Source organism: Streptomyces sedi (genome assembly GCF_006335015.1).
Classification (GTDB): domain Bacteria; phylum Actinomycetota; class Actinomycetes; order Streptomycetales; family Streptomycetaceae; genus Streptomyces; species Streptomyces sedi.
This window is the reverse complement of record NZ_VDGT01000021.1, coordinates 38,580-56,863: the sequence shown is the minus strand read 5'-3', so window position 1 is coordinate 56,863 and position 18,284 is coordinate 38,580. Positions and strand designations below refer to the sequence as shown.

General features: G+C 73.4%; 15 protein-coding genes. 10 read left to right on the top strand and 5 right to left on the bottom strand.

Features of this window, described 5'->3' with window-relative positions; genetic code table 11:
- Nucleotides 1-201 precede the first annotated feature (201 nt).
- From FH715_RS23130 to FH715_RS23120, 3 genes are all read left to right on the top strand, one after another.
- On the top strand, nt 202-987 hold the full coding sequence (locus FH715_RS23130) for a VOC family protein (RefSeq protein ID WP_139648465.1): 786 nt from the start codon (nt 202-204) through the stop codon (nt 985-987).
- Nucleotides 984-1,943, top strand: coding sequence for an aldo/keto reductase (locus tag FH715_RS23125; protein ID WP_139648463.1), 960 nt, complete (start codon nt 984-986; stop codon nt 1,941-1,943). The genes FH715_RS23130 and FH715_RS23125 overlap by 4 nt, the downstream gene beginning before the upstream one ends.
- 94 nt (nt 1,944-2,037) lie before the next feature.
- Nucleotides 2,038-3,453 carry a GH1 family beta-glucosidase gene (locus FH715_RS23120; protein WP_139648461.1) on the top strand — a complete coding sequence of 472 codons (1,416 nt, stop codon included), beginning with the start codon at nt 2,038-2,040 and terminating at the stop codon, nt 3,451-3,453.
- Between the two features lie 12 nt (nt 3,454-3,465).
- Here FH715_RS23120 and FH715_RS23115 read toward each other — a convergent pair whose 3' ends face one another.
- Nucleotides 3,466-3,945, bottom strand: a complete 480-nt coding sequence (locus tag FH715_RS23115) for a GNAT family N-acetyltransferase (RefSeq protein ID WP_139648459.1) — start codon at nt 3,943-3,945, stop codon at nt 3,466-3,468.
- A 59-nt stretch (nt 3,946-4,004) separates the two neighbouring features.
- Between FH715_RS23115 and FH715_RS23110 the strand changes: the two genes are divergently transcribed.
- Nucleotides 4,005-4,517 carry a GNAT family N-acetyltransferase gene (locus FH715_RS23110; protein WP_139648457.1) on the top strand — a complete coding sequence of 171 codons (513 nt, stop codon included), beginning with the start codon at nt 4,005-4,007 and terminating at the stop codon, nt 4,515-4,517.
- A gap of 75 nt (nt 4,518-4,592) precedes the next feature.
- Here FH715_RS23110 and FH715_RS23105 read toward each other — a convergent pair whose 3' ends face one another.
- Nucleotides 4,593-5,603 carry an ABC transporter permease family protein gene (locus tag FH715_RS23105; RefSeq protein WP_246108914.1) on the bottom strand — a complete coding sequence of 337 codons (1,011 nt, stop codon included), beginning with the start codon at nt 5,601-5,603 and terminating at the stop codon, nt 4,593-4,595.
- A gap of 113 nt (nt 5,604-5,716) precedes the next feature.
- Between FH715_RS23105 and FH715_RS23100 the strand changes: the two genes are divergently transcribed.
- A complete protein-coding gene (locus tag FH715_RS23100) occupies nt 5,717-6,358 on the top strand; it encodes a TetR/AcrR family transcriptional regulator (protein ID WP_139648455.1) in 642 nt (213 codons plus the stop codon).
- A gap of 15 nt (nt 6,359-6,373) precedes the next feature.
- Here FH715_RS23100 and FH715_RS23095 read toward each other — a convergent pair whose 3' ends face one another.
- Nucleotides 6,374-7,153, bottom strand: a complete 780-nt coding sequence (locus FH715_RS23095) for a MerR family transcriptional regulator (RefSeq protein ID WP_246108913.1) — start codon at nt 7,151-7,153, stop codon at nt 6,374-6,376.
- 109 nt (nt 7,154-7,262) lie between these two features.
- On the opposite strand from FH715_RS23095, the gene FH715_RS23090 reads away from it, so the two are divergent.
- From FH715_RS23090 to FH715_RS23080, 3 genes are read left to right on the top strand one after another with little or no spacing between them, the layout of a single operon-like run.
- On the top strand, nt 7,263-8,738 hold the full coding sequence (locus FH715_RS23090) for a flavin-containing monooxygenase (RefSeq protein ID WP_139648453.1): 1,476 nt from the start codon (nt 7,263-7,265) through the stop codon (nt 8,736-8,738).
- On the top strand, nt 8,731-9,597 hold the full coding sequence (locus tag FH715_RS23085) for an alpha/beta fold hydrolase (RefSeq protein WP_139648451.1): 867 nt from the start codon (nt 8,731-8,733) through the stop codon (nt 9,595-9,597). Before FH715_RS23090 ends, FH715_RS23085 begins: the two co-directional genes overlap by 8 nt.
- Nucleotides 9,594-10,466: an SDR family oxidoreductase gene (locus FH715_RS23080; RefSeq protein WP_139648449.1), complete on the top strand. Its 873-nt coding sequence runs from the start codon at nt 9,594-9,596 to the stop codon at nt 10,464-10,466. The genes FH715_RS23085 and FH715_RS23080 overlap by 4 nt, the downstream gene beginning before the upstream one ends.
- Nucleotides 10,467-10,596: 130 nt before the next feature.
- Here FH715_RS23080 and FH715_RS23075 read toward each other — a convergent pair whose 3' ends face one another.
- The gene (locus FH715_RS23075; RefSeq protein WP_139648447.1) at nt 10,597-10,794 is read right to left on the bottom strand and encodes a hypothetical protein; all 198 of its coding nucleotides are present in this window, start codon (nt 10,792-10,794) and stop codon (nt 10,597-10,599) included.
- An 80-nt stretch (nt 10,795-10,874) separates the two neighbouring features.
- Nucleotides 10,875-14,729: a S41 family peptidase gene (locus FH715_RS23070; protein WP_246108923.1), complete on the bottom strand. Its 3,855-nt coding sequence runs from the start codon at nt 14,727-14,729 to the stop codon at nt 10,875-10,877.
- 251 nt (nt 14,730-14,980) lie between these two features.
- Between FH715_RS23070 and FH715_RS23065 the strand changes: the two genes are divergently transcribed.
- Both FH715_RS23065 and FH715_RS23060 read left to right on the top strand, forming a co-directional pair.
- Nucleotides 14,981-17,224 carry an MMPL family transporter gene (locus tag FH715_RS23065; RefSeq protein WP_139648445.1) on the top strand — a complete coding sequence of 748 codons (2,244 nt, stop codon included), beginning with the start codon at nt 14,981-14,983 and terminating at the stop codon, nt 17,222-17,224.
- 246 nt (nt 17,225-17,470) lie between these two features.
- A complete protein-coding gene (locus FH715_RS23060) occupies nt 17,471-18,265 on the top strand; it encodes a hypothetical protein (RefSeq protein ID WP_139648443.1) in 795 nt (264 codons plus the stop codon).
- Nucleotides 18,266-18,284: the final 19 nt, after the last annotated feature.

Sequence of the window (18,284 nt, the reverse complement as noted above, 5' to 3'; positions counted from 1 at the left end):
TCGGCTCGCCCCGCGTGGTTGTCGGTGCCGGTACCGGTGCAGGTGTCGGGAGCGGTAGTCCGTGGTCCGTGGTCTGTGGCTCATACCCATTCCGACGATCATCATTGGGTATGTGCGGATGAGGCGGCGTTTTCCACCGAACGCTCCCTCGCACGCGCCCCACGTCGCCGCACGTGACCCGGATTCCAGGAAAGGCGGACCATGCCCCACACGTCAGGAATGGCCTACGTCGAGATAGGCGTCAGCGACGCCGCACGTTCCCTCGACTTCTACCGGGGCCAGCTCGGCCTGCGCCCGGCCGAGTCGACGCCCGAGCCGCCGACCCCGGGCGTCCACTGGCTGGACGCCGGTGGCGCGCTGGTCAAGCTGGTGGTCGGTGAGGGAGAGGGGGGCGACCCGCTCGGCGGCTGGATCCGGGACGATCTCCAACGCGGGATGCGGCACTTCGGGATGAAGGTCGGCGACGTGTACCGGCGGGCGGAACGGCTGAAGGCCGCCGGCGTTCCGTTCACGCTGGAGCCGCTGCGCGCGGTCGGCGACGTCAACATCGCCTTCTTCACCGACCCGGACGGCACGCTGCTGGAGATCATCGACGGCCACCTCACCTACCACGAGGTGACCACCCCTGACCTGGTCGAGCGTGAACGCCGGCTGGCCGAGGCGCGGTCGCCCGAGGCGGAGCCGGTCTTCGACCATGTGGCGCTCACCTCGGGCGACCTGGAGGCGAGCCTGGCGTACTACCGCGACCGGCTGGGGTATCCGGTGATCGGCCGGCTGGTGCACGAGGGGGACCGGCGCGGTTTCGTGATCGACTACCTCCAGGCGGGCGACGCGGTGTTGGAGGTCTTCACCTTCACCGCCGAGACCGCGCCCGCCCCCGACCCGGCGCGCGACCGGCTCGGCCTGCGGGCCGTCGGCCTGGCCGGCGACCCGGGCCGCGACGTCGACCCCGACGGGGTCCCGCTGCGGAACGCGGTGGCCGGATGACCGCCGGGGCGGTGCCGTTCCCACCGCGGCGGTTGGGGCGTACGGAGCTGTGGGTGCCGGAGATCTGCTTTGGCGGCGGCGCGCTGTCGAACATGCCGGCGGCCTTCGGCTACGAGGTGCCGGAGGAACGCGCGCGGGAGACGGTGCGCGCGGTGCTGCGTTCGCCGGTCGGCTTCCTGGACACGGCCGCCGGGTACGGGGACGGCCGTGGCGAACGGATCATCGGCGAGGCGCTGGCCGAGATCGGCGGGCCGCCGCCCGGGTTCGTGCTGGCCACCAAGGTCGACCGGGACCCGGCGACCGGCGACTACTCGGGCGCCCAGGTGCGGCGTTCGCTGGAGGGAAGCCTGGAGCGGCTCGGGGTCGACCGGGTGCCGCTGCTCTATCTGCACGACCCGGAGCACATCTCGTTCGAGGAGGCCATGGCGCCGGGCGGGCCGGTCGAGGAGCTGTCGCGGCTGCGCGACGAGGGGCTGGCCCGGTATCTCGGCGTCGCCGGGGGACCGGTGGACCTGATGGGGCGCTACGTGGCCACCGGCGCCTTTGACGTGCTGCTCACGCACAACCGCTGGACGCTGCTCGACCGTTCGGCCGGCCGGCTGATCGACGACGCGCACGCGGCGGGCGTCGGGGTGGTCAACGCGGCGCCGTTCGGCGGCGGCGTGCTGGCCAAGGGGCCGGAGGCGCACGCGCGTTACGCCTATGCCGAGGCCGGTCCCGTGGTGCTGGACCGGGCGCGGCGGATCGCGGCGGCCTGCGCCGCGCACGGGGTGCCGCTGCCGGCGGCGGCCGTGCGGTTCTCCACCCGGGACCCGCGGATCGCCTCCACCGTCCTCGGCGTCACCCGCCCGGAGCGGGTGGCCGAAACCCTGGAGCTGAGCCGCTGGTCCATACCAGAGGAGCTCTGGCCTACGCTCGAACCGTTGGCCGCGCCCGCGGAGTACTGGCAGCGCTGAGGCTGAGGCTGAAGCGCAAGCACACAGAGCAAGAGCGAAGAACAAAGAACAAGAGCAACCCAGAGCGATCTGGAACGACCGGGGAAGCCAGCACATGACCTCTGCCCATCAGCCCGCCGCCTTCACCTCCACCTCCACCTCCCGCCGGGACCTCTCCCGGGTGCGCTTCCCCGACGGTTTCGTCTGGGGCACCGCGACCGCCAGCTACCAGGTGGAGGGGGCCGTGCACGAGGACGGCCGCGGCCCCTCCATCTGGGACACCTTCGCCCACACGCCGGGCAAGGTGGTCGGCGGGGACACCGGCGACATCGCCGACGACCACTACCACCGCTACCCCGAGGACATCTCGCTGATGGCCGACCTCGGGATCAGCCACTACCGCTTCTCCCTGGCCTGGCCTCGCATCCAGCCCGAGGGCCGGGGCCCGCTCAACGCGGCCGGCGTCGACTTCTACAGCCGGCTCGTCGACAGCCTGCTGGAGCGCGGCATCCAGCCCTGGGTGACCCTCTACCACTGGGACCTTCCCCAGCCCCTGGAGGACGCGGGCGGCTGGCCGGCGCGGGAGACCGCCGAACGGTTCGCCGAGTACGCGGTGCTGATCCACGAGCGGCTCGGCGACCGGGTGGCCGACTGGACCACGCTCAACGAACCCTGGTGCTCCGCGTTCCTTGGCTACGCCAGCGGCGTCCACGCGCCCGGCCGCACCGAGGGGCCGGCCGCCGTGCGTGCCGCCCACCACCTGCTGCTGGGGCACGGCCTCGCGGTGCGCGCGCTGCGGGAACAGGGCGCGCGCGAGCTGGGCATCACGGTCAACCTCTACCCCGTCGACCCGGTGACCGACTCCGCCGACGACCGGGACGCCGCCCGCCGGATCGACGCGCTGATGAACCGGGTCTTCCTCGACCCGCTGCTGCGCGGCTCCTACCCGGAGGACCTGCTCGCCGACCTCGCGCCCGTCACGGACTTCGACCATGTGCGGGACGGCGATCTGGCCACCATCTCCACGCCGTTGGACTTCCTGGGCGTCAACTACTACTCCCGCCACGTGGTGCGCGCCGGGACGGCCAAGGAGGGGCCGTCGAACTGGGTCGGTTCCGAGCACGTCGAGTTCGTCAAGCGCGGCTTCCCCGAGACCGCCATGGGCTGGGAGATCGACCCGGAAGGGCTGTACGAGACGCTCATCCGCGTCTGGCGGGAGTACGCGCCGCCGCCCCTCTACGTCACGGAGAACGGCGCCGCGTTCGACGACCGGCTGGACGGCGACGGCCGGGTGCGGGACGAGGACCGCCGTTCCTATCTGGAGGCCCACTTCGCGGCGGCGCACCGGGCGCTGACCGAGGGGGTCGACCTGCGCGGCTACTTCGTCTGGAGCCTGCTGGACAACTTCGAGTGGGCGCTCGGCTACAGCAAGCGGTTCGGGCTGGTCCATGTCGACTACGAGACGCAGGCCCGCACGTTGAAGGACTCGGGGCGCTGGTTCTCCGAGATCACCCGGGCCAACGGGCTCTGAGGACCGGCGGGTTCACGGCCCCGGGCGCCCGGCGTCCGGGGCCGGCGGTGCGGTGCGGTCGAGTCGGAGCAGCCCGGCCTCGGTGGGGCGGAAGCCGAGGGAGGCGTCGTAGAAGGCGCCGAGGCCCGGCTCGTAGTCGACATGCAGCCAACCGCAGCCGGCCGCCCGCGCCCCCTCGGCCGCCCGGCGCACCAACTCCCGCCCCACGCCGCGCCGCCGCGCCGCCCGCGCCACCACGGTGTCCAGCAGAAACGCGTGCTCCCCGCCGTCCCAGGCCACGTTGACCAGCCCGATCAACGTTCCCTCCCGGTCCCTGGCGCAGACCCAGCCGAGGCTGTGCGCGGTGAACCGCGCCCACCAGTCGTGCGCGCCCGCCGGCCGTCCGAAGCCCTCCGCGTGCAGCGCCTCGGCCTCCGTGCTCAGGAACGGGGCGCGCCAGCCGTAGGTCGGGGAGGCGCCGGGGGCAGCACCGGGGGAGGAGGGAGGAGCCATGGCCGACGAGCGTAGGGAGGCTGAGCGGTTCTGTCGCGGCATTTCGTACCATGCGCAGCATGGACCTGGTCGTGACCCGTTTTGATCACCCCGACGCTCGCAAGCTCAACGACGAGGTGCAGGCCGAGTACGCGAGGCGCTACGAGAGCGAGGGCGACGCCACACCGCTGGCGCCCGAGATGTTCGACCCGCCGCGCGGGATCTATCTGATCGCCTACGACCCCCTGGGCCGCCCGGTCGCCACCGGCGGCTGGCGTGCGCAGGAGGCGGCGGGCGAGGAGGGGTACCGCGACGGGGACGCGGAGATCAAGCGGATGTACGTGGTGCCGGAGGCCAGGGGCCTCGGCCTGGCCCGGCGGCTCCTGGCCCGGCTGGAGGAGGACGCGCGCCTGGCCGGCAGGACCAGGATGGTCCTGGAGACCGGCGTCGCCCAGCCCGAGGCGATGAACCTCTACGCCTCCAGCGGCTATCTGGAGCTGCCGCGCCCCGACCACTTCGGGGTCTACCGCCACGAGCCGACGAGCCGCTGCTACAGCAAGAGCCTGTTGAGCGAGCACTCTCCTCGCGCCTGAAACGGGACCGGGGGCTGAGTCGCGGCACACCAGAGACCGAGGCGCGGGGAACCGAGGCGCGGGGAACCGGGGAGCCTATGCCGGCTGCTCCCGTCGGAGGCGGGCGCCGGCGAGCATCGCGGTGACGCCGAGCAGCAGCCAGGCGAGAAGCACGGCCAGCGGGAAGCCCGCCGCGTTGCCCTCGAAGAACGCGACCGAGCGCAGCAGGCTCGCCCCCGCGCCCGTCGGCAGCCACTGGCCGATCATCCCGACCGGCTCGGGCAGCATCTCGGGCGCCGAGGCGGCGCCGGACCACGGGTTGCCCAGCATCATCAGCAGCAGCGCCCCGACCCCGATCCCCGCCTGGCCCAGCAGCGCGGCGAGGCCCGCCACCGTCGCGCCGCCCGTGAACACCATGAGCGCCAACGTGCCCGCCAGCTGCCACCAGTCGCCGGCCAACACCTCCAGCCAGCCGTGGGTGAGCACGGTCGCCATCAGTCCGCCCAGCGCGGCGGCGCCGGTCAGCGCGAGCAGCGCCCGACCGCCGCGCAGCCCGGTCAGGACGACCAGGGCGCCGGCGGCGATCCCCGCCAGCACCAGCGGCAGCAGGCTGGCGCCGAACGCCGCGCCCCTCGGGTCTCCGGGCGGCGGCGGCACCACGTCGGTGACCTCGACCGAGGCCCCGGCCTGCGCCTCGGCCACGGTGACCAGCAGCTGCGCGACACCGGCGCCGCCCGCGCCCGCCGTCAGCACCTCCGGCGACCCCGTGCCGTCCACCACGAACGCGCCGTAGATCTCCCGCTGCTCGATGGCCCGCCGGGCGGCGTCGCCGTCGGGGTACTCCCGCACGTCGAAGGCGTCGCCCCGCTCCTCCAGCGCCTCGGCGACCTGCGCCGTCGCCTGGGCGGGGCCGGCCACGCCGACCGGCAGCTCGTGCGGCCCGCCCCGCGCGTTGGGCCAGAGAAACGCCCACAGCACGAAGCCGATCAGCAACGGAACGGCGACGATCACCCCGATCAACTTTCTGGCCGCGGGGCGACCGGGGGCGGGCTGACCGGGCTCGGAGGGCGCGGTGCGGGTGGGGGAAGGGGATGGTGGCGTGGTCACTCCGACCTCCGTGAGGCGCCAAAAAGAAGGATCGTTCGTTTTAGTCGAGCCCCACGGTGCGCCCGACGGCTTCCCCTTGTCAAGAAGGAATGTTCGTTTTAGGTTTCTCTCCCATGGCACGCGTTTCCCCGGAGCACCTCGCGGCGCGGCGGCAACAGATCCTGGACGGGGCCGCCCGCTGCTTCGCGCGTGACGGCTTCCACGGCACCTCGATGCAGGACGTGCTGCGGGAGACCGGGCTGTCGGCCGGCGCGGTGTACCGCTACTTCCCGAGCAAGGACGCGATCATCGGCGCGCTCGCCGCCAACGTGCTGGCCACGATCGGCCGCAGCTTCGAGCGCCTGGTCGAGTCCGCGCATCCGCCGCCGCCCGACGAGTTGCTCGCCCACGGCCTGCGGAAGGTGGGCGAGGAGCTGGGCTTCCCGCCCTCGATGGTGATCCAGGTGTGGGCGGAGACGCTGCGCAACCCGGAGCTGCGCGCCGTGTTCCAGGACGGGTTCGAGCACCTGCTCACGCTGTGGGCGCGGATCGTCGTCACCTACCAGCGCGAGGGCCGGATGCGCGCCGACGTCGCCCCCGAGGCGGTGGCGCGGGCGCTGGCGGCCAGCGTGCAGGGGTTCCTGCTCCAGCGCGGACTCTTCGGAGGGATCGAGGCGTCGGTCTTCACGGAGGGGATCAGGGGGCTGATGTCCTTCGACCACGGGGCGGACGGGCGGCCCGCGGAGGACGCGGGCGAGCACGACCGGGCCGGTTGAACGCGTGGGCCCGGCTCAGTCGCCGTCCCCGCCCGCGCCCGGCGGGGCGAACTCCGCGCGTAGCCGGCGGTCGAGCGCGAGGGAGACCTCGGCGTAGACCGCCTTCTTGACCAGTGGCCGGAGCCGTTCCAGCGTCTCGGTCAGCCGTTTGACCTCCTCCTCGCTGGGCGGTGCTCCGCGCTCCGCGCGCCCCTCGCCCAGCACCTCGGGCAGCACCTGGCGGCGCAGCACCTCGGTGAAGACCTCGGCCAACGCCTCGGCGTGCGCCCGCAGTTCCCGGCCGGCCGTCAGCAGGGTGGCGAGCGGGATGCCCTCCTTGACCAGCGCGGACGACGCGTCCAGCAGGTCGCGGCTGACATGGACCACGCTCTCCCCGCGCGGCAGGAGATAGCCGATCGCCATCGCCTCGGTGACGTTCTCCGGCGCGGTCTCGCCCGCGTAGTAGTCGGCCAACTCCCGCGCGCTCAGCGGGACCTGCTCCTCCTCGGCCCAGGGCAGCGGCTCGTGGACGCCGAGCAGCCGCGCGGTGCGGCCGGTGTCCTGGCCGGAGGCGAACGCGGCGAGGATCTCGGCGATGCCGCCCAGCGTGTGGCCGCGCGCCAGCAGCTCGGAGATGGTGCGCAGCCGCTCCAGGTGCTGGTCGTTGAACCAGGCGACCCGGCCCTCGCGGCGCGGTGGCGGCAGCAGCCGGCGCTCCCGGTAGAACCGCAGGGTGCGCGGGGTGATCCCGGCGGCCTCGGCCAACTCGTCCGCCCGGTACTCCCCGCCGCCCGCCACTTCCCGCCCTGCCGTCACGCGGTGAAGTCTAGGTGCACGCCCCCTACCGGCCGGTACCTTTCTGTCCTACCCTCCGAACGTGCCAGTGAATGCTGGCAGCTTTCCCGTGACGAACGGAGGCTCAACGATGGAGTCCGTGCGCGTCGCCGTGATCGGGGCGGGGTTCGGCGGGTTGGGCGCGGCGGTGCGGTTGCGGCGGATGGGCGTCACCGACTTCGTGGTGCTGGAGCGCGCCGGAGCGGTCGGCGGCACCTGGCGCGACAACACCTACCCCGGCTGCGCCTGCGACGTCCCCTCGCACCTGTACTCGTTCTCCTTCGCCCCCAACCCCCGCTGGCCGCGCAGCTTCTCCGGCCAGGAGGACATCCGCGCCTATCTGGAGTGGGTCACCGACACCTACGGCATCCGCCCGCACCTGCGGTTCGGCAACGAGCTGACCGCCGCCCGCTGGGACAGCGAGGAGCTGTGCTGGTGGATCGAGACGACGGCCGGGAGCTACCGCGCGCAGGTGCTGGTCTCGGCGACCGGTCCGCTCTCCGACCCCAGACTCCCCGACCTGCCCGGCCTGGAGACGTTCCCCGGCCGGGTCTTCCACTCCGCGCGCTGGGACCACGACTACCCGATACGCGGCAAGCGGGTCGCCGTCGTCGGCACCGGCGCCTCCGCGATCCAGTTCGTGCCCGCGATCGAGCGGCAGGTCAACCAGCTCACCGTCTTCCAGCGGACCCCGCCCTGGCTGCTGCCCCGGATGGACCGCAGGACCAGCGGCGCCGAGCGCTGGCTCCACGAGCGGCTGCCCGTCACCGGCGCGGCCCGCAGGCAACTGCTGTGGGGGATACGGGAGTTGCAGGTGGACGCGTTCGCCAGGCACCCGAAGGGGATGCGGGTCGTCGAGCAGCTTGCCCGCCTCCACCTGCGGCGTTCCGTGCGCGACCCCGCGTTCCGCCGCCGGCTGACGCCCGACTACCGCATCGGCTGCAAGCGCATCCTGCTCTCCAACGACTGGTATCCCGCGCTGACCAAGCCGCACGTCAGGGTCGTCGACTCCGGGCTGGCCGAGGTGCGCGGCTCCACCCTGATCGCGCGCGACGGCCGACGGGTGGAGGCCGACGCGCTCGTCATGGGCACCGGCTTCCAGATCAGCGACCTGCCGATCGCCCACCGCGTCAAGGGAGTCGACGGCACCACGCTCGCCGAGGAGTGGCGCGACGGGATGGCCGCGCTGCGCGGCACCACCGCGCCCGGCTTCCCCAACTTCCTCACCGTCATCGGCCCCAACACCGGCCTCGGCAACTCCTCCATGATCCTGATGATCGAGGCCCAACTCTCCTATCTGGAGGACTATCTGGGCCGCCTCGACGCCCTCGCCGACCGCGAGCGCGGCCCCGCCGCGCTGGTGCCGCGCCGGTCCGCCGTCGCCACCTGGAACGAACGACTCCAGCGCCGGCTGTCCCGCTCCGTCTGGAACACCGGCGGCTGCGACAGCTGGTACCTGGACGCCTCCGGGCGGAACACCACCGTCTGGCCCGGCACCACGGGCGAGTTCCGCCGGGTCACCGACCACGTCGAACTCGCCGAATACGAGGTGCTGCGCCATGGCTGAAGACGTCCGACGACTCCAGGTCACCTCCACGGGCGGCGCCCGCCTCCACACCGAGATCAGCGGCCCGGACGACGCGCCGACCGTGGTCCTGGTGCACGGCTGGACCTGCGACACCACCTTCTGGCACCCCGTCGCCCGCCAACTCCGCGCGGAGGGACACCGCGTCGTCGCCTACGACCAGCGCGGACACGGCGACTCCCGGCCCACGCCCGGCAGTTGCTCGGTCGAGGCGCTCGCCGACGACCTGTGCGCGGTGCTGGAGGCCACCCTCGACGAGGGGCGACGCGCCGTGCTCTGCGGCCACTCGATGGGCGCCATGACGGTCTTCGCCGCCGCCGACCGCCCCGAGCTGCGGGAACGCGCCGCCGCCGCGCTGCTGTGCAGCACCGGGACCGACCGCCTCGCGGGCGAGTCCACCGTGCTGCCACTGCGTCCCGGCGGCTGGCGGGACCGCGCCCACCGCGCGTTCCTGCGGACCCGGCTGCCCTACGGGCCGCTCACCCCGCTCTCCCGGCGGATCATCCGCCACATCACCCTCGGCCCCGGCGCCACCCCGGGGCAGCTGGAGGGCGTCGCGCGGATGGTCAACGCCTGCCCGCGCCGCGCCCGCGCCGAGTGGGGGGCCGTGCTCGCCTCGCTCGACCTCTCCGCGCACGTTCCCCGACTCGACCTGCCCGTCGCCGTGTTGCAGGGCACCGCCGACCGGCTCACCCCGCCGGTGCACGCCCACCGCATCCACGGCCGGCTCAGCCGCCCCGCCGGCTTCACCGAACTGCCGGGCGTCGGGCACATGACACCCGTCGAGGCACCCGACACCGTGGCCGAGACGCTCGGCAAGCTGGCGAAGGAGTACCTGTGAGTGGATTTCCCCGTCGCCGGCGCCCGCTCGCGGGGCAGGTGGTCGTCGTCACCGGCGCCGCGCGCGGCATCGGCGCCGAGCTGGCCGACATGCTCGCCGGGCGCGGCGCCCGCCTCGCGCTCGTCGGACTCGAACCCGACCGGCTCGCCGGGGTCGCCCGGAACCTGCCGGGGGAGGCCGCGCACTGGGCGGCCGACGTCACCGACGCCGACGCGATGCGCCGGGTCGCCGACGAGATACGGGCGCACTACGGCCGGGTGGACACCGTGGTCGCCAACGCCGGCGTCGCCACCGGGGGGCCGTTCGCCGAGAGCCCCGAGGACGTCTGGCGCCGGGTGATCGAGGTCAACCTGCTCGGCTCGGCCACCACCTGCCGCGCCTTCCTGCCGGCGCTGCGCGACAGCCGCGGCTACTACCTCCAGATCGCCTCGTTCGCGGCGATCACCCCCGCACCGCTGATGACCGCCTACTGTGCCTCGAAGTCCGGTGTGGAGGCGTTCGCGCACAGTCTGCGAGCCGAGGTCGCCGCGGACGGCGTGCGGGTCGGCGTCGGCTATCTCAGCTGGACCGACACCGACATGGTGCGCGGCGCCGACGAGGACAAGCAACTGGCCGCGATGCGCCGCAAGTTGCCCTTCCCCGCCAATCTCACCCACCCGCTGGCCCCCGCGGTCGCCCGGCTCGCCGCCGGCATCGAACGCCGCGCGGTCCACATCTACGCCCAGCGCTGGCTGCGCGCGGCCGTGCCGGTGCGCGGCGCGCTGCCCGCGGTGGTGGGCGGGCGCCTCGCGCAGCGGCGGCTGCGGGCGCTCGGCCCCGGGACCGGCCACCGCGGCCTGGTCGGCCCCGGCGGTCGCGCCGCCGGCTGAGGCCGGACGGCACGGCGCGGCGCCCCGTCCCGGCCAGGGGGCCGGGACGGGGCGCCGCGCGGGGGGCCGCCGACGAGCGGCGGCCCCCCGCGTTCACCGGGACGGAGCGAGCGGGCTCAGTCGCCCCGGCTCACTTGTCCTGGCCGTACTGCTTGGCGCGGTCGGCGGCCTTCTGGGCCTTGTCCTTGGCCTTGTCCATCGGGCTGTCGCCCTGGCCGCCCTTGTCGCCCTTGCGCTCCTTGGACTGCTCCTTGCCCTTGTCCATGGCGTCCTTGGCGCGGTCCTGGAGTTCGTGGGCCTTGTCCTTGAACTGGTCCGAGATGCCCATGTGCTGCCACTCCTCGCAGAGAAGACGGATTGGCCTGTCACGGGAACAAGCGGGTCAAAACCACCGTCCCGCATCCAGCGTCACACGGACCCGCCGTCCTCGCACTCCCGCACCGGCGCCGCCGTCCTCGGCGGCAGCGGGGGGCGGCCCCGGTCCGGAACCCGCTGGTAGCCGGGCGGCCGGGCCGCCGGATGGCGTTCCAACAGGTCGAGCGCGACCCGCACCGCCGTGTCCAGCACCACGGAACGCCCCTCCGCCCAGTCCAGCGGCGTGCGCAGCGCCTCGATGTCCGGCGCGACGCCGTGGTTCTCCACGTCCCAGCCGTAGGCGTCGAACCACGCGGCGTTCATCGGCACCGTGATGTCCGTGCCGTCCCCGAGCCGGTGCTCCCCGGTGATCCCGACGACCCCGCCCCAGGTCCGCGACCCCACCACGGGCCCGATCCCCAGCAGCCGGAACGCCGCCGTGATCATGTCCCCGTCGGAGGAGGTCGCCTCGTCCGCGACCGCGACGACCGGGCCCCTCGGCGCGTTCGAGGTGTACGAGACGGGCTGGGCGTTGCGCGTCAGGTCCCAGCCGAGGATGGTGCGGCTCAGCTTCTCCACCACCAGCTCGCTGATGTGGCCGCCCGCGTTGCCCCGGACGTCCACGATCAGCGCCTCGCGGTCGAACTCGCGCCGCAGGTCCCGGTTGAACTGCGCCCAGCCGGAGCCGCCCATGTCCGGGATGTGCACATAGCCGCAGCGGCCGGCGCTCAACTCCCGCACCAGCTCACGCCGCCGGGCCACCCAGTCCTGGTACCGCAGCTGCCGGTCGTCGACCAGCGGCACCACGGCCACCCTCCGCCGGCGGCCCGACCCGTCGGCGAAGGTCAGCTCCACGCTGGTGCCGCCCGTGCCGGCGAGCAGCGGCCACGGGCCGGCCGCCGCGTCCACCGGCCGCCCCCCGACATGGGTCAGCACCGCGCCCTCCCGCACCCCGGTGCCGGCCAGCGGGGAACGCGCCTTGGAGTCCGACGAGTCGCCGGGCAGCACGCGCGCCAGCTGCCACCCCGAACCGTCCTTCGTCCGGCAGAAGTTGGCGCCCAGCAGCCCCTGGGGCCTGTGGTACTGCCACGGCCCCTCGTTGAGCCGCCCCGCGCTGACATAGGCGTGCGAGGTGCCCAGCTCGCCCATCGTCTCGGTCAGCAGGTCCGCGAACTCGTCCGGGCTCGCGACCCGTTCCACCAGCGGGCGGTACTGGTCGAGCACCGCGGACCAGTCGATGCCGCACATCCCGGGGTCCCAGAAGAAGTCCCGCACCAGCCGGCCCGCCTCGTCGAACGACTGCCGCCACTCGGCCGCCGGCTCCGCGACATGCACGATCCGCCGCAGGTCGATCCTGACCGCCGAGTCGCTGTCCGTGGAGTCCGTCGCGGAGACCACCGACAGGTCCTGCTCCTCGCTGACCACCAGCCGGGTCCCGTCCCCGCTGGGAGCGAACCAGTCGACGCCGTCGGCGAGTTCGCTCCGCTTCGCCTTGGCCAGGTCGAAGTGCTCCAGCGTCGGCTTGCCCGACGTGTTGTCCGGGTTGAGGAACGTCTCGCCGAGCGCCCCGGAGATCGGCCACCGCAGCCACACCAGTCCGCCGCCGCTGACCGGGTACAGCGAGGAGTACTTCGAGGCGGCGACGGGGAACGGCGTGACCCGGCTTCCCAGCCCCTCGACCTCCACGGTCACCCGCCCCTCGGCCCCTGCCTCCCCGACGTCGCCCGCCGTCTCGTCCGGGTCCAACCCACCGGCGGCCGGCCGCCCCTCGGGCGTGATGGCGAACGGGGACCTGGTCGCCGAGGAGAGCGGAACGAGATAAGGGCGGCAGCCCAACGGGAACGACATCCCGCCGGTGTGCACGTCGTAGACCGGGTCGAAGCCGCGCCAGGAGAGAAAGGCGAGAAACCGCCCGTCGGAGGTGAAGACCGGCTCCTCGTCCTCGAACCGGCCGTCGGTGACCTCCACCACGGTCGGGGTCTCACCGCCCAGCTCGGCGATCCGGATCTGGCTCAACGACCGCCCGATGCCCGGGTGCGCCCAGGCCAGCCAGCGGGAGTCGGGCGAGAACGCGAGGTCGCGGACGGGCCCGTTGACCGACCGCGCGACCTCCGTCACCCGCGGCAGCAACGCCTGCCCCGCCGCCTCGGCGGGGTCCGAGAGAGGCTCCTCCTCCCGGACGTCCCCGCCGGTCGCGGTCGCGGTCTCGGTCTCGGTCGCGGTTTCGGTGCCGGCGCCAGCACCGGGCCCGGCCTTGGCCTCGGCCTCGGTCTTGGCCTTGGTTCCGGTGCCGGGACAGGTCTCGGCTTTGGCCTTGGTTCCGGGCCCGGTCTCGGTCTCGGTCTCACCGCCGGTCTCGGTCGCGATTCCGGATCCGGTCCCAGGCCCGGTCTCGGTCTCACTGCTGGTCTCGGTCGCGGTTCCGGGCCCGGCGCCGGGCCCGGAACGGGTTCCGGTTTCCGTTCGGGTCTCGACGGCGGCATCGGCATCACCCTCGCCCCCGACTTCCGCATCCTTCTCGGCCCCAACCTCGCCCTCGGCGTCGACCCCGGCCCCAACCTCGCCCTCGGCCGCGAGGCCGCTCCCGTCCTCGCCGGAGGCGTCCGCGCCCCCGTCGGCCTCGGCCGCGAGGCCGACCCCGCCCCCCTCGCCGGAGGCGTCCGCGCCCCCGTCGTCCGGCAGCCGCACCAGCAGCAGCCGCCCGTCGTGGGTCGCGACGGCGAGGCCCGTCCCGTCCGGGGTCGCCACCAACTCCCGCACCCGGCCCAGCGGCCCGGTGGCCAGCCGCACCGGCTCGCGACCTCCGCTGACGCGCGGGAGGTGGGCGACCTCGATGGCGTCCTCGCCGTCGGCGTCCGTGAGGTAGGCGATGCGGCCCGAGTCGCCCAGCATCTCCGGCAGCCGCACCCGCACGCCGGGAGCCTCGGCCAGCGCGCGCGCCGGCCCGTCCCGGTGCGTCAGCCAGTACAGGCCGCCCCGCACACAGATCGCGCTGGCCCGCCCGGTGGTGTCCACCGTCAGCGACTCCACGTGGCTCGGCGTGTGCACCTGGTACGGCCGGCGCCCGGTGCGGGCTCCGCCCAGCCGCAGCGGCAGCCGGCGCGGGACGGAGCCGGGGCCCAGGTCCTCCAGGAGCCACAGCTCGCCAGCGCACTGGTAGACCACCCGGTGCCCGTCCGTCGACGCGTGCCGTGCGTAGAACGCGTCGTGGTCGGTGTGGCGCCACAGCTGGCTGCCGTCGGGGAGGCAGGAGTAGAGGTTGCCGACGCCCTCGTGGTCGGAGAGGAACGCGATCCGGTCGCCGACGTACATCGGGCTGTTCAACTGCCCACCGAGGTCGGCCAACAGCCGTTCGCCGTGGTGCCAGAGGCGTCCCGTCCCGCCGCCCCGGTAGCGCTTCCAGTCCGCCGGGTCGTGGGAGGCGGCGCCGGTCAGCAGCAGGGTCTGCCGCTCCCCGCCGTGCCCCCGGACCGCGAGGTCCGAGACCGGCCCCCAGGGCAGCTCCTCGCCGGGCCCGCCGGCCGTCGGCACCGTGTAGGCGCGGGCGAAGTGGGAGAACGGCTGCTGGTGGGAGCCGACGGCCAGGATCCTGCTCTGCCCCGAGTCGTCGGGCGGCGTCCACCCGCGGACGCGGGTGTCGTAGGAGGCCCAGTGCGTCAGCTGGCTGACCGGGCCCCCGTCGACCGGGGCGAGGTGGATCTCGGGGTCGAGCGTGCGCCAGCTGGTGAACGCGATGTGGCGTCCGTCCGGGGAGAACCTCGGCGGCCCCAGCCGGGTACGATCGACGGTGAGTCGCCAGGCCCGGTCCTTCACCGTGTGGCCTGGGCCTGCGGAGGGCAACGGAGCCAGCCACAGATCGTCTTCGGCGACAAAGCACAACAGGTCACCGTGGAGATGCGGAAATCTCAGATACCCGTCGGGACTCGGAGCCGAGGTCTCCGGTCGCGGGCGCGGCGGTGCGTCAGATGAGTTCGGTTCGTCGCTCACCCTCCCATGCTTCGGGTCACGGAAAGCAGCGGCAAGTCACAAAGCGGCACGAAAAGTGATTCGCATCACAAGCTCGTGCCGGGCTCATCCTCAACGGGCTGTGCTGCGTCTCGTGACATGAGCTGACTCATCTGGTAATCGATCCACGACACCCGGACAGGAGAACCTGCCCCGTGGCTACGTTCTTGTACAAACTCGGACGCCTGAGCTTCCGGCGCCGCTGGTGGGTGGCGCTGCTGTGGCTCGCGCTCCTCTTCGGTATCAGCGGAGTCGCGGCGTCGGCGGGGACACCGCCGGAAGACGACTTCGCGCTCCCCGGCACGGAGGCCCAGGAGGCCTTCGATGTCATGGAGGAGCAGTTCCCGCAGGCCAACGCGGAAAACCTCGAATCGCGCGTGGTCTTCCAGACCCCCGACGGTTCCTCGCTGCTGGATTCCTCGGAGTACCAGTCCGCGATCGCCGACGTGCGGGGCGAGCTGGAGCAGGGCGACCTGGTCGCCTCGGTGACCGACCCGTTCGCGCCCGAGTCCGGCTCGGTCAGCGCGGAGGGCGACACCGCCTACCTGTCGGTCTCGTACGACGCGACCTGGGCCGACATCACGCCCGAGATGCGCGACCAGCTGATCGACGCGATGGACACCGGGCGTGACGCCGGGCTGACCGTCGAGGCCGACGGCGAGGTCGCGATGGGCGAGATGGAGATGGGCGGCGGTGAGGTCATCGGCATCGTGGTGGCCGCCATCGTGCTGATCATCACCTTCGGTTCGCTGGTCGCCGCCGGTCTGCCGCTGCTGACCGCGCTGGTCGGCGTCGGTGTCGCGATGATGGGCATCGCCGCGCTGAGCAGCACGCTCGGCCTGTCGGAGACCACCGGCATCCTGGCGATGATGATCGGCCTCGCGGTCGGCATCGACTACGCGCTCTTCATCGCCTCGCGTTACCGAGCCGAGCTGGTCGAGGGCCACAGCCGGGAGGAGGCCGCCGGCCGCGCCGTCGGCACCGCCGGCTCCGCCGTCGTCTTCGCCGGCCTGACGGTGATCATCGCGCTCGCCGGCCTCGCCGTGGTCAACGTCCCGCTGCTCACCAAGATGGGCTTCGCCGCCGCCGGCGCCGTCGCCGTCGCCGTGGTGCTGGCCCTGACGCTGGTCCCCGCCGCGCTCGGCATCGTCGGGAAGCGGATCTTCGGCCGCAAGCTGCGCAAGCAGAACCCGGAGACCGGCGTTCCCCACTCGCTGAACAAGCCGGGCCGGGAGAACGGCGGCACCCGCTGGGCCCGCGCCGTGCTCCGTCGCCCCGCGCTGGTGCTGGCCGCCTCCGTGGTGGGTCTCGGCGTGCTGGCCGTCCCGGTGGCCAGCATGGAGCAGGGCCTCCCGGACAACGGCACCCAGCCCGAGGACACCACGCTGCGCAAGTCCTACGACCTGCTGAGCGAGGGCTTCGGGGCGGGCTTCAACGGCCCGCTGATGATGGTGATCGAGAGCGAGAACGCCGAGCAGGTCGCCAGCGACGTCTCCGAGCGGATCGGCGGGATGGAGGAGATCCTCGCGACCGCGCCGCCCAACGTGAACCCGGAGGGCACCGTCGCCACGGTGCTCGCCTTCCCGACCACCGGCCCCTCGGACCACGACACCACGGTCCTGGTCAACCACCTGCGGAACGACATAGCGCCGCAGATCGAGTCGGACACCGGCGCCAACGTGCTGGTCTCCGGCACCACCGCCGCCAACATCGACTTCTCCAAGGTCATGTCGGACGCGCTGGTGCCCTACCTGATCCTCGTGGTCGGCCTGGCGTTCGTGCTGCTGGTGCTGGTCTTCCGTTCGCTGGTCGTGCCGCTGAAGGCCGCCCTCGGCTTCCTGCTCTCGGTGCTCGCCGCCCTGGGTATCGTGGTCGCGATCTTCCAGTGGGGTTGGGCCGCCAGCCTGGTCGGTGTCGAGTCCACCGGGCCGATCATGAGCATGATGCCGATCTTCATGGTGGGTGTGATCTTCGGACTCGCCATGGACTACGAGGTGTTCCTGGTCACCCGCATGAGGGAGGCGTACGTCCACGGCGAGGACCCGCGCCAGGCCGTCGTCACCGGCTTCAACCTCAACGCCCGGGTGGTCACCGCCGCCGCGGCGATCATGATCAGCGTCTTCGCCGGCTTCGCCGTCACGGGCGGCGACGCCATGATCAAGATGATGGGCATCGGCCTCGCCGCGGCCGTCCTGCTGGACGCCTTCGTGGTCCGGATGACCATCGTCCCGGCCCTGCTCGGCCTGATCGGCGAGCGCGCCTGGGTCCTGCCCCGCTGGCTCGACCGCATCGTTCCCAACGTGGACGTGGAGGGCGAGTCGCTGGAGCGCTATCTGGAGGCCAACGGCAAGGGACGCGCCTCGCTGAGCAAGGAGCGCGAGCCCGCCGGGGTCAGCTGATCGAAGCGGCCGGGGACGGCCGTCGCACAACCCGGCTTTCGAGCCGCGACCGGGTGTCATGAGGGGCCCGGCGCGGGGACATCGTTCCCCGCGCCGGGCCCCTCAGTCGTGCGCCCCCGGCCGCGCCCCCGCCGCGCCCCCCGGGGTGGCCGGGACGTGTCGTCGACCCTTTGCCAGGGTCGGAGCGTGGGCTAGGGTTTCGGATTCCGTGCGGGGCGGCCGTGTCGACATGTCGGGAGGCGACTGGTGCGAGCGAACGCGTCCTGGCGACCCGCCCGTTCCCGTCCGTGGCCGGTCGTCGCGCTGGCCGCGCTGGCGCTCTGCTCCTGGGCACCGCCCGGCGCCGCCGCCGGGGGCGGCGCGGCGGAGTGCGCGCCCGAGATCGCGCCCGACACCGACGAGGGCGTTAACCGGCTGTTGACCCTGGTCCGCGAGACCCGCGTCGCCGGCGGCGGGGAGGCCGAGGTCGACCGGCTGCTGGCCGAGGTCGCCTGCCTCACCCCGGTCGGCGCACCGCGCGAGAGCGAGAGCGTTCCCCCGGCGGACGGGGTGGCCGTCACGCCACCCGAGGTCTACTCGATCGGCGAGGTCGACGGGCGGCAGCGCTGGCTGGCGCTGACCGAGTGGCGCTGGCACGACATCCCCGAGCACCCGATGAGGGGCGAACAGGCCGTCGCCACCTGGTTCGACGCCCGGGTGCGCCCGGTCCTCCAGGTCCTCCACCACTCCGGCGCCACCGACGCGTTCCCCAACGTCAGCCGCGAGGACGCCGCCGACGTCAACGGCAACGGCGTCGGCTTCCTCATCGACCCGGAGCGGAACGCCGAGGACATGAACGTCGCGCTCGGCAGCACCGCCCTGATCTTCGAGGCCGAGGGCTGCACCGCGCTCACCGCGCGCGGCGCCTTCGCCCACACCTGGAACGACACCGGCATCGACGCGCTGAGCGTCACGGCCACCGGGGTCGGCTACGAGTGGACCGCCCCGGTCGACCGCGCCCTCACCGTGAGCGGGCCGACCGAGGTCACCGTCTGCCCCTGACCCGGCGGGCGGGGCGGCT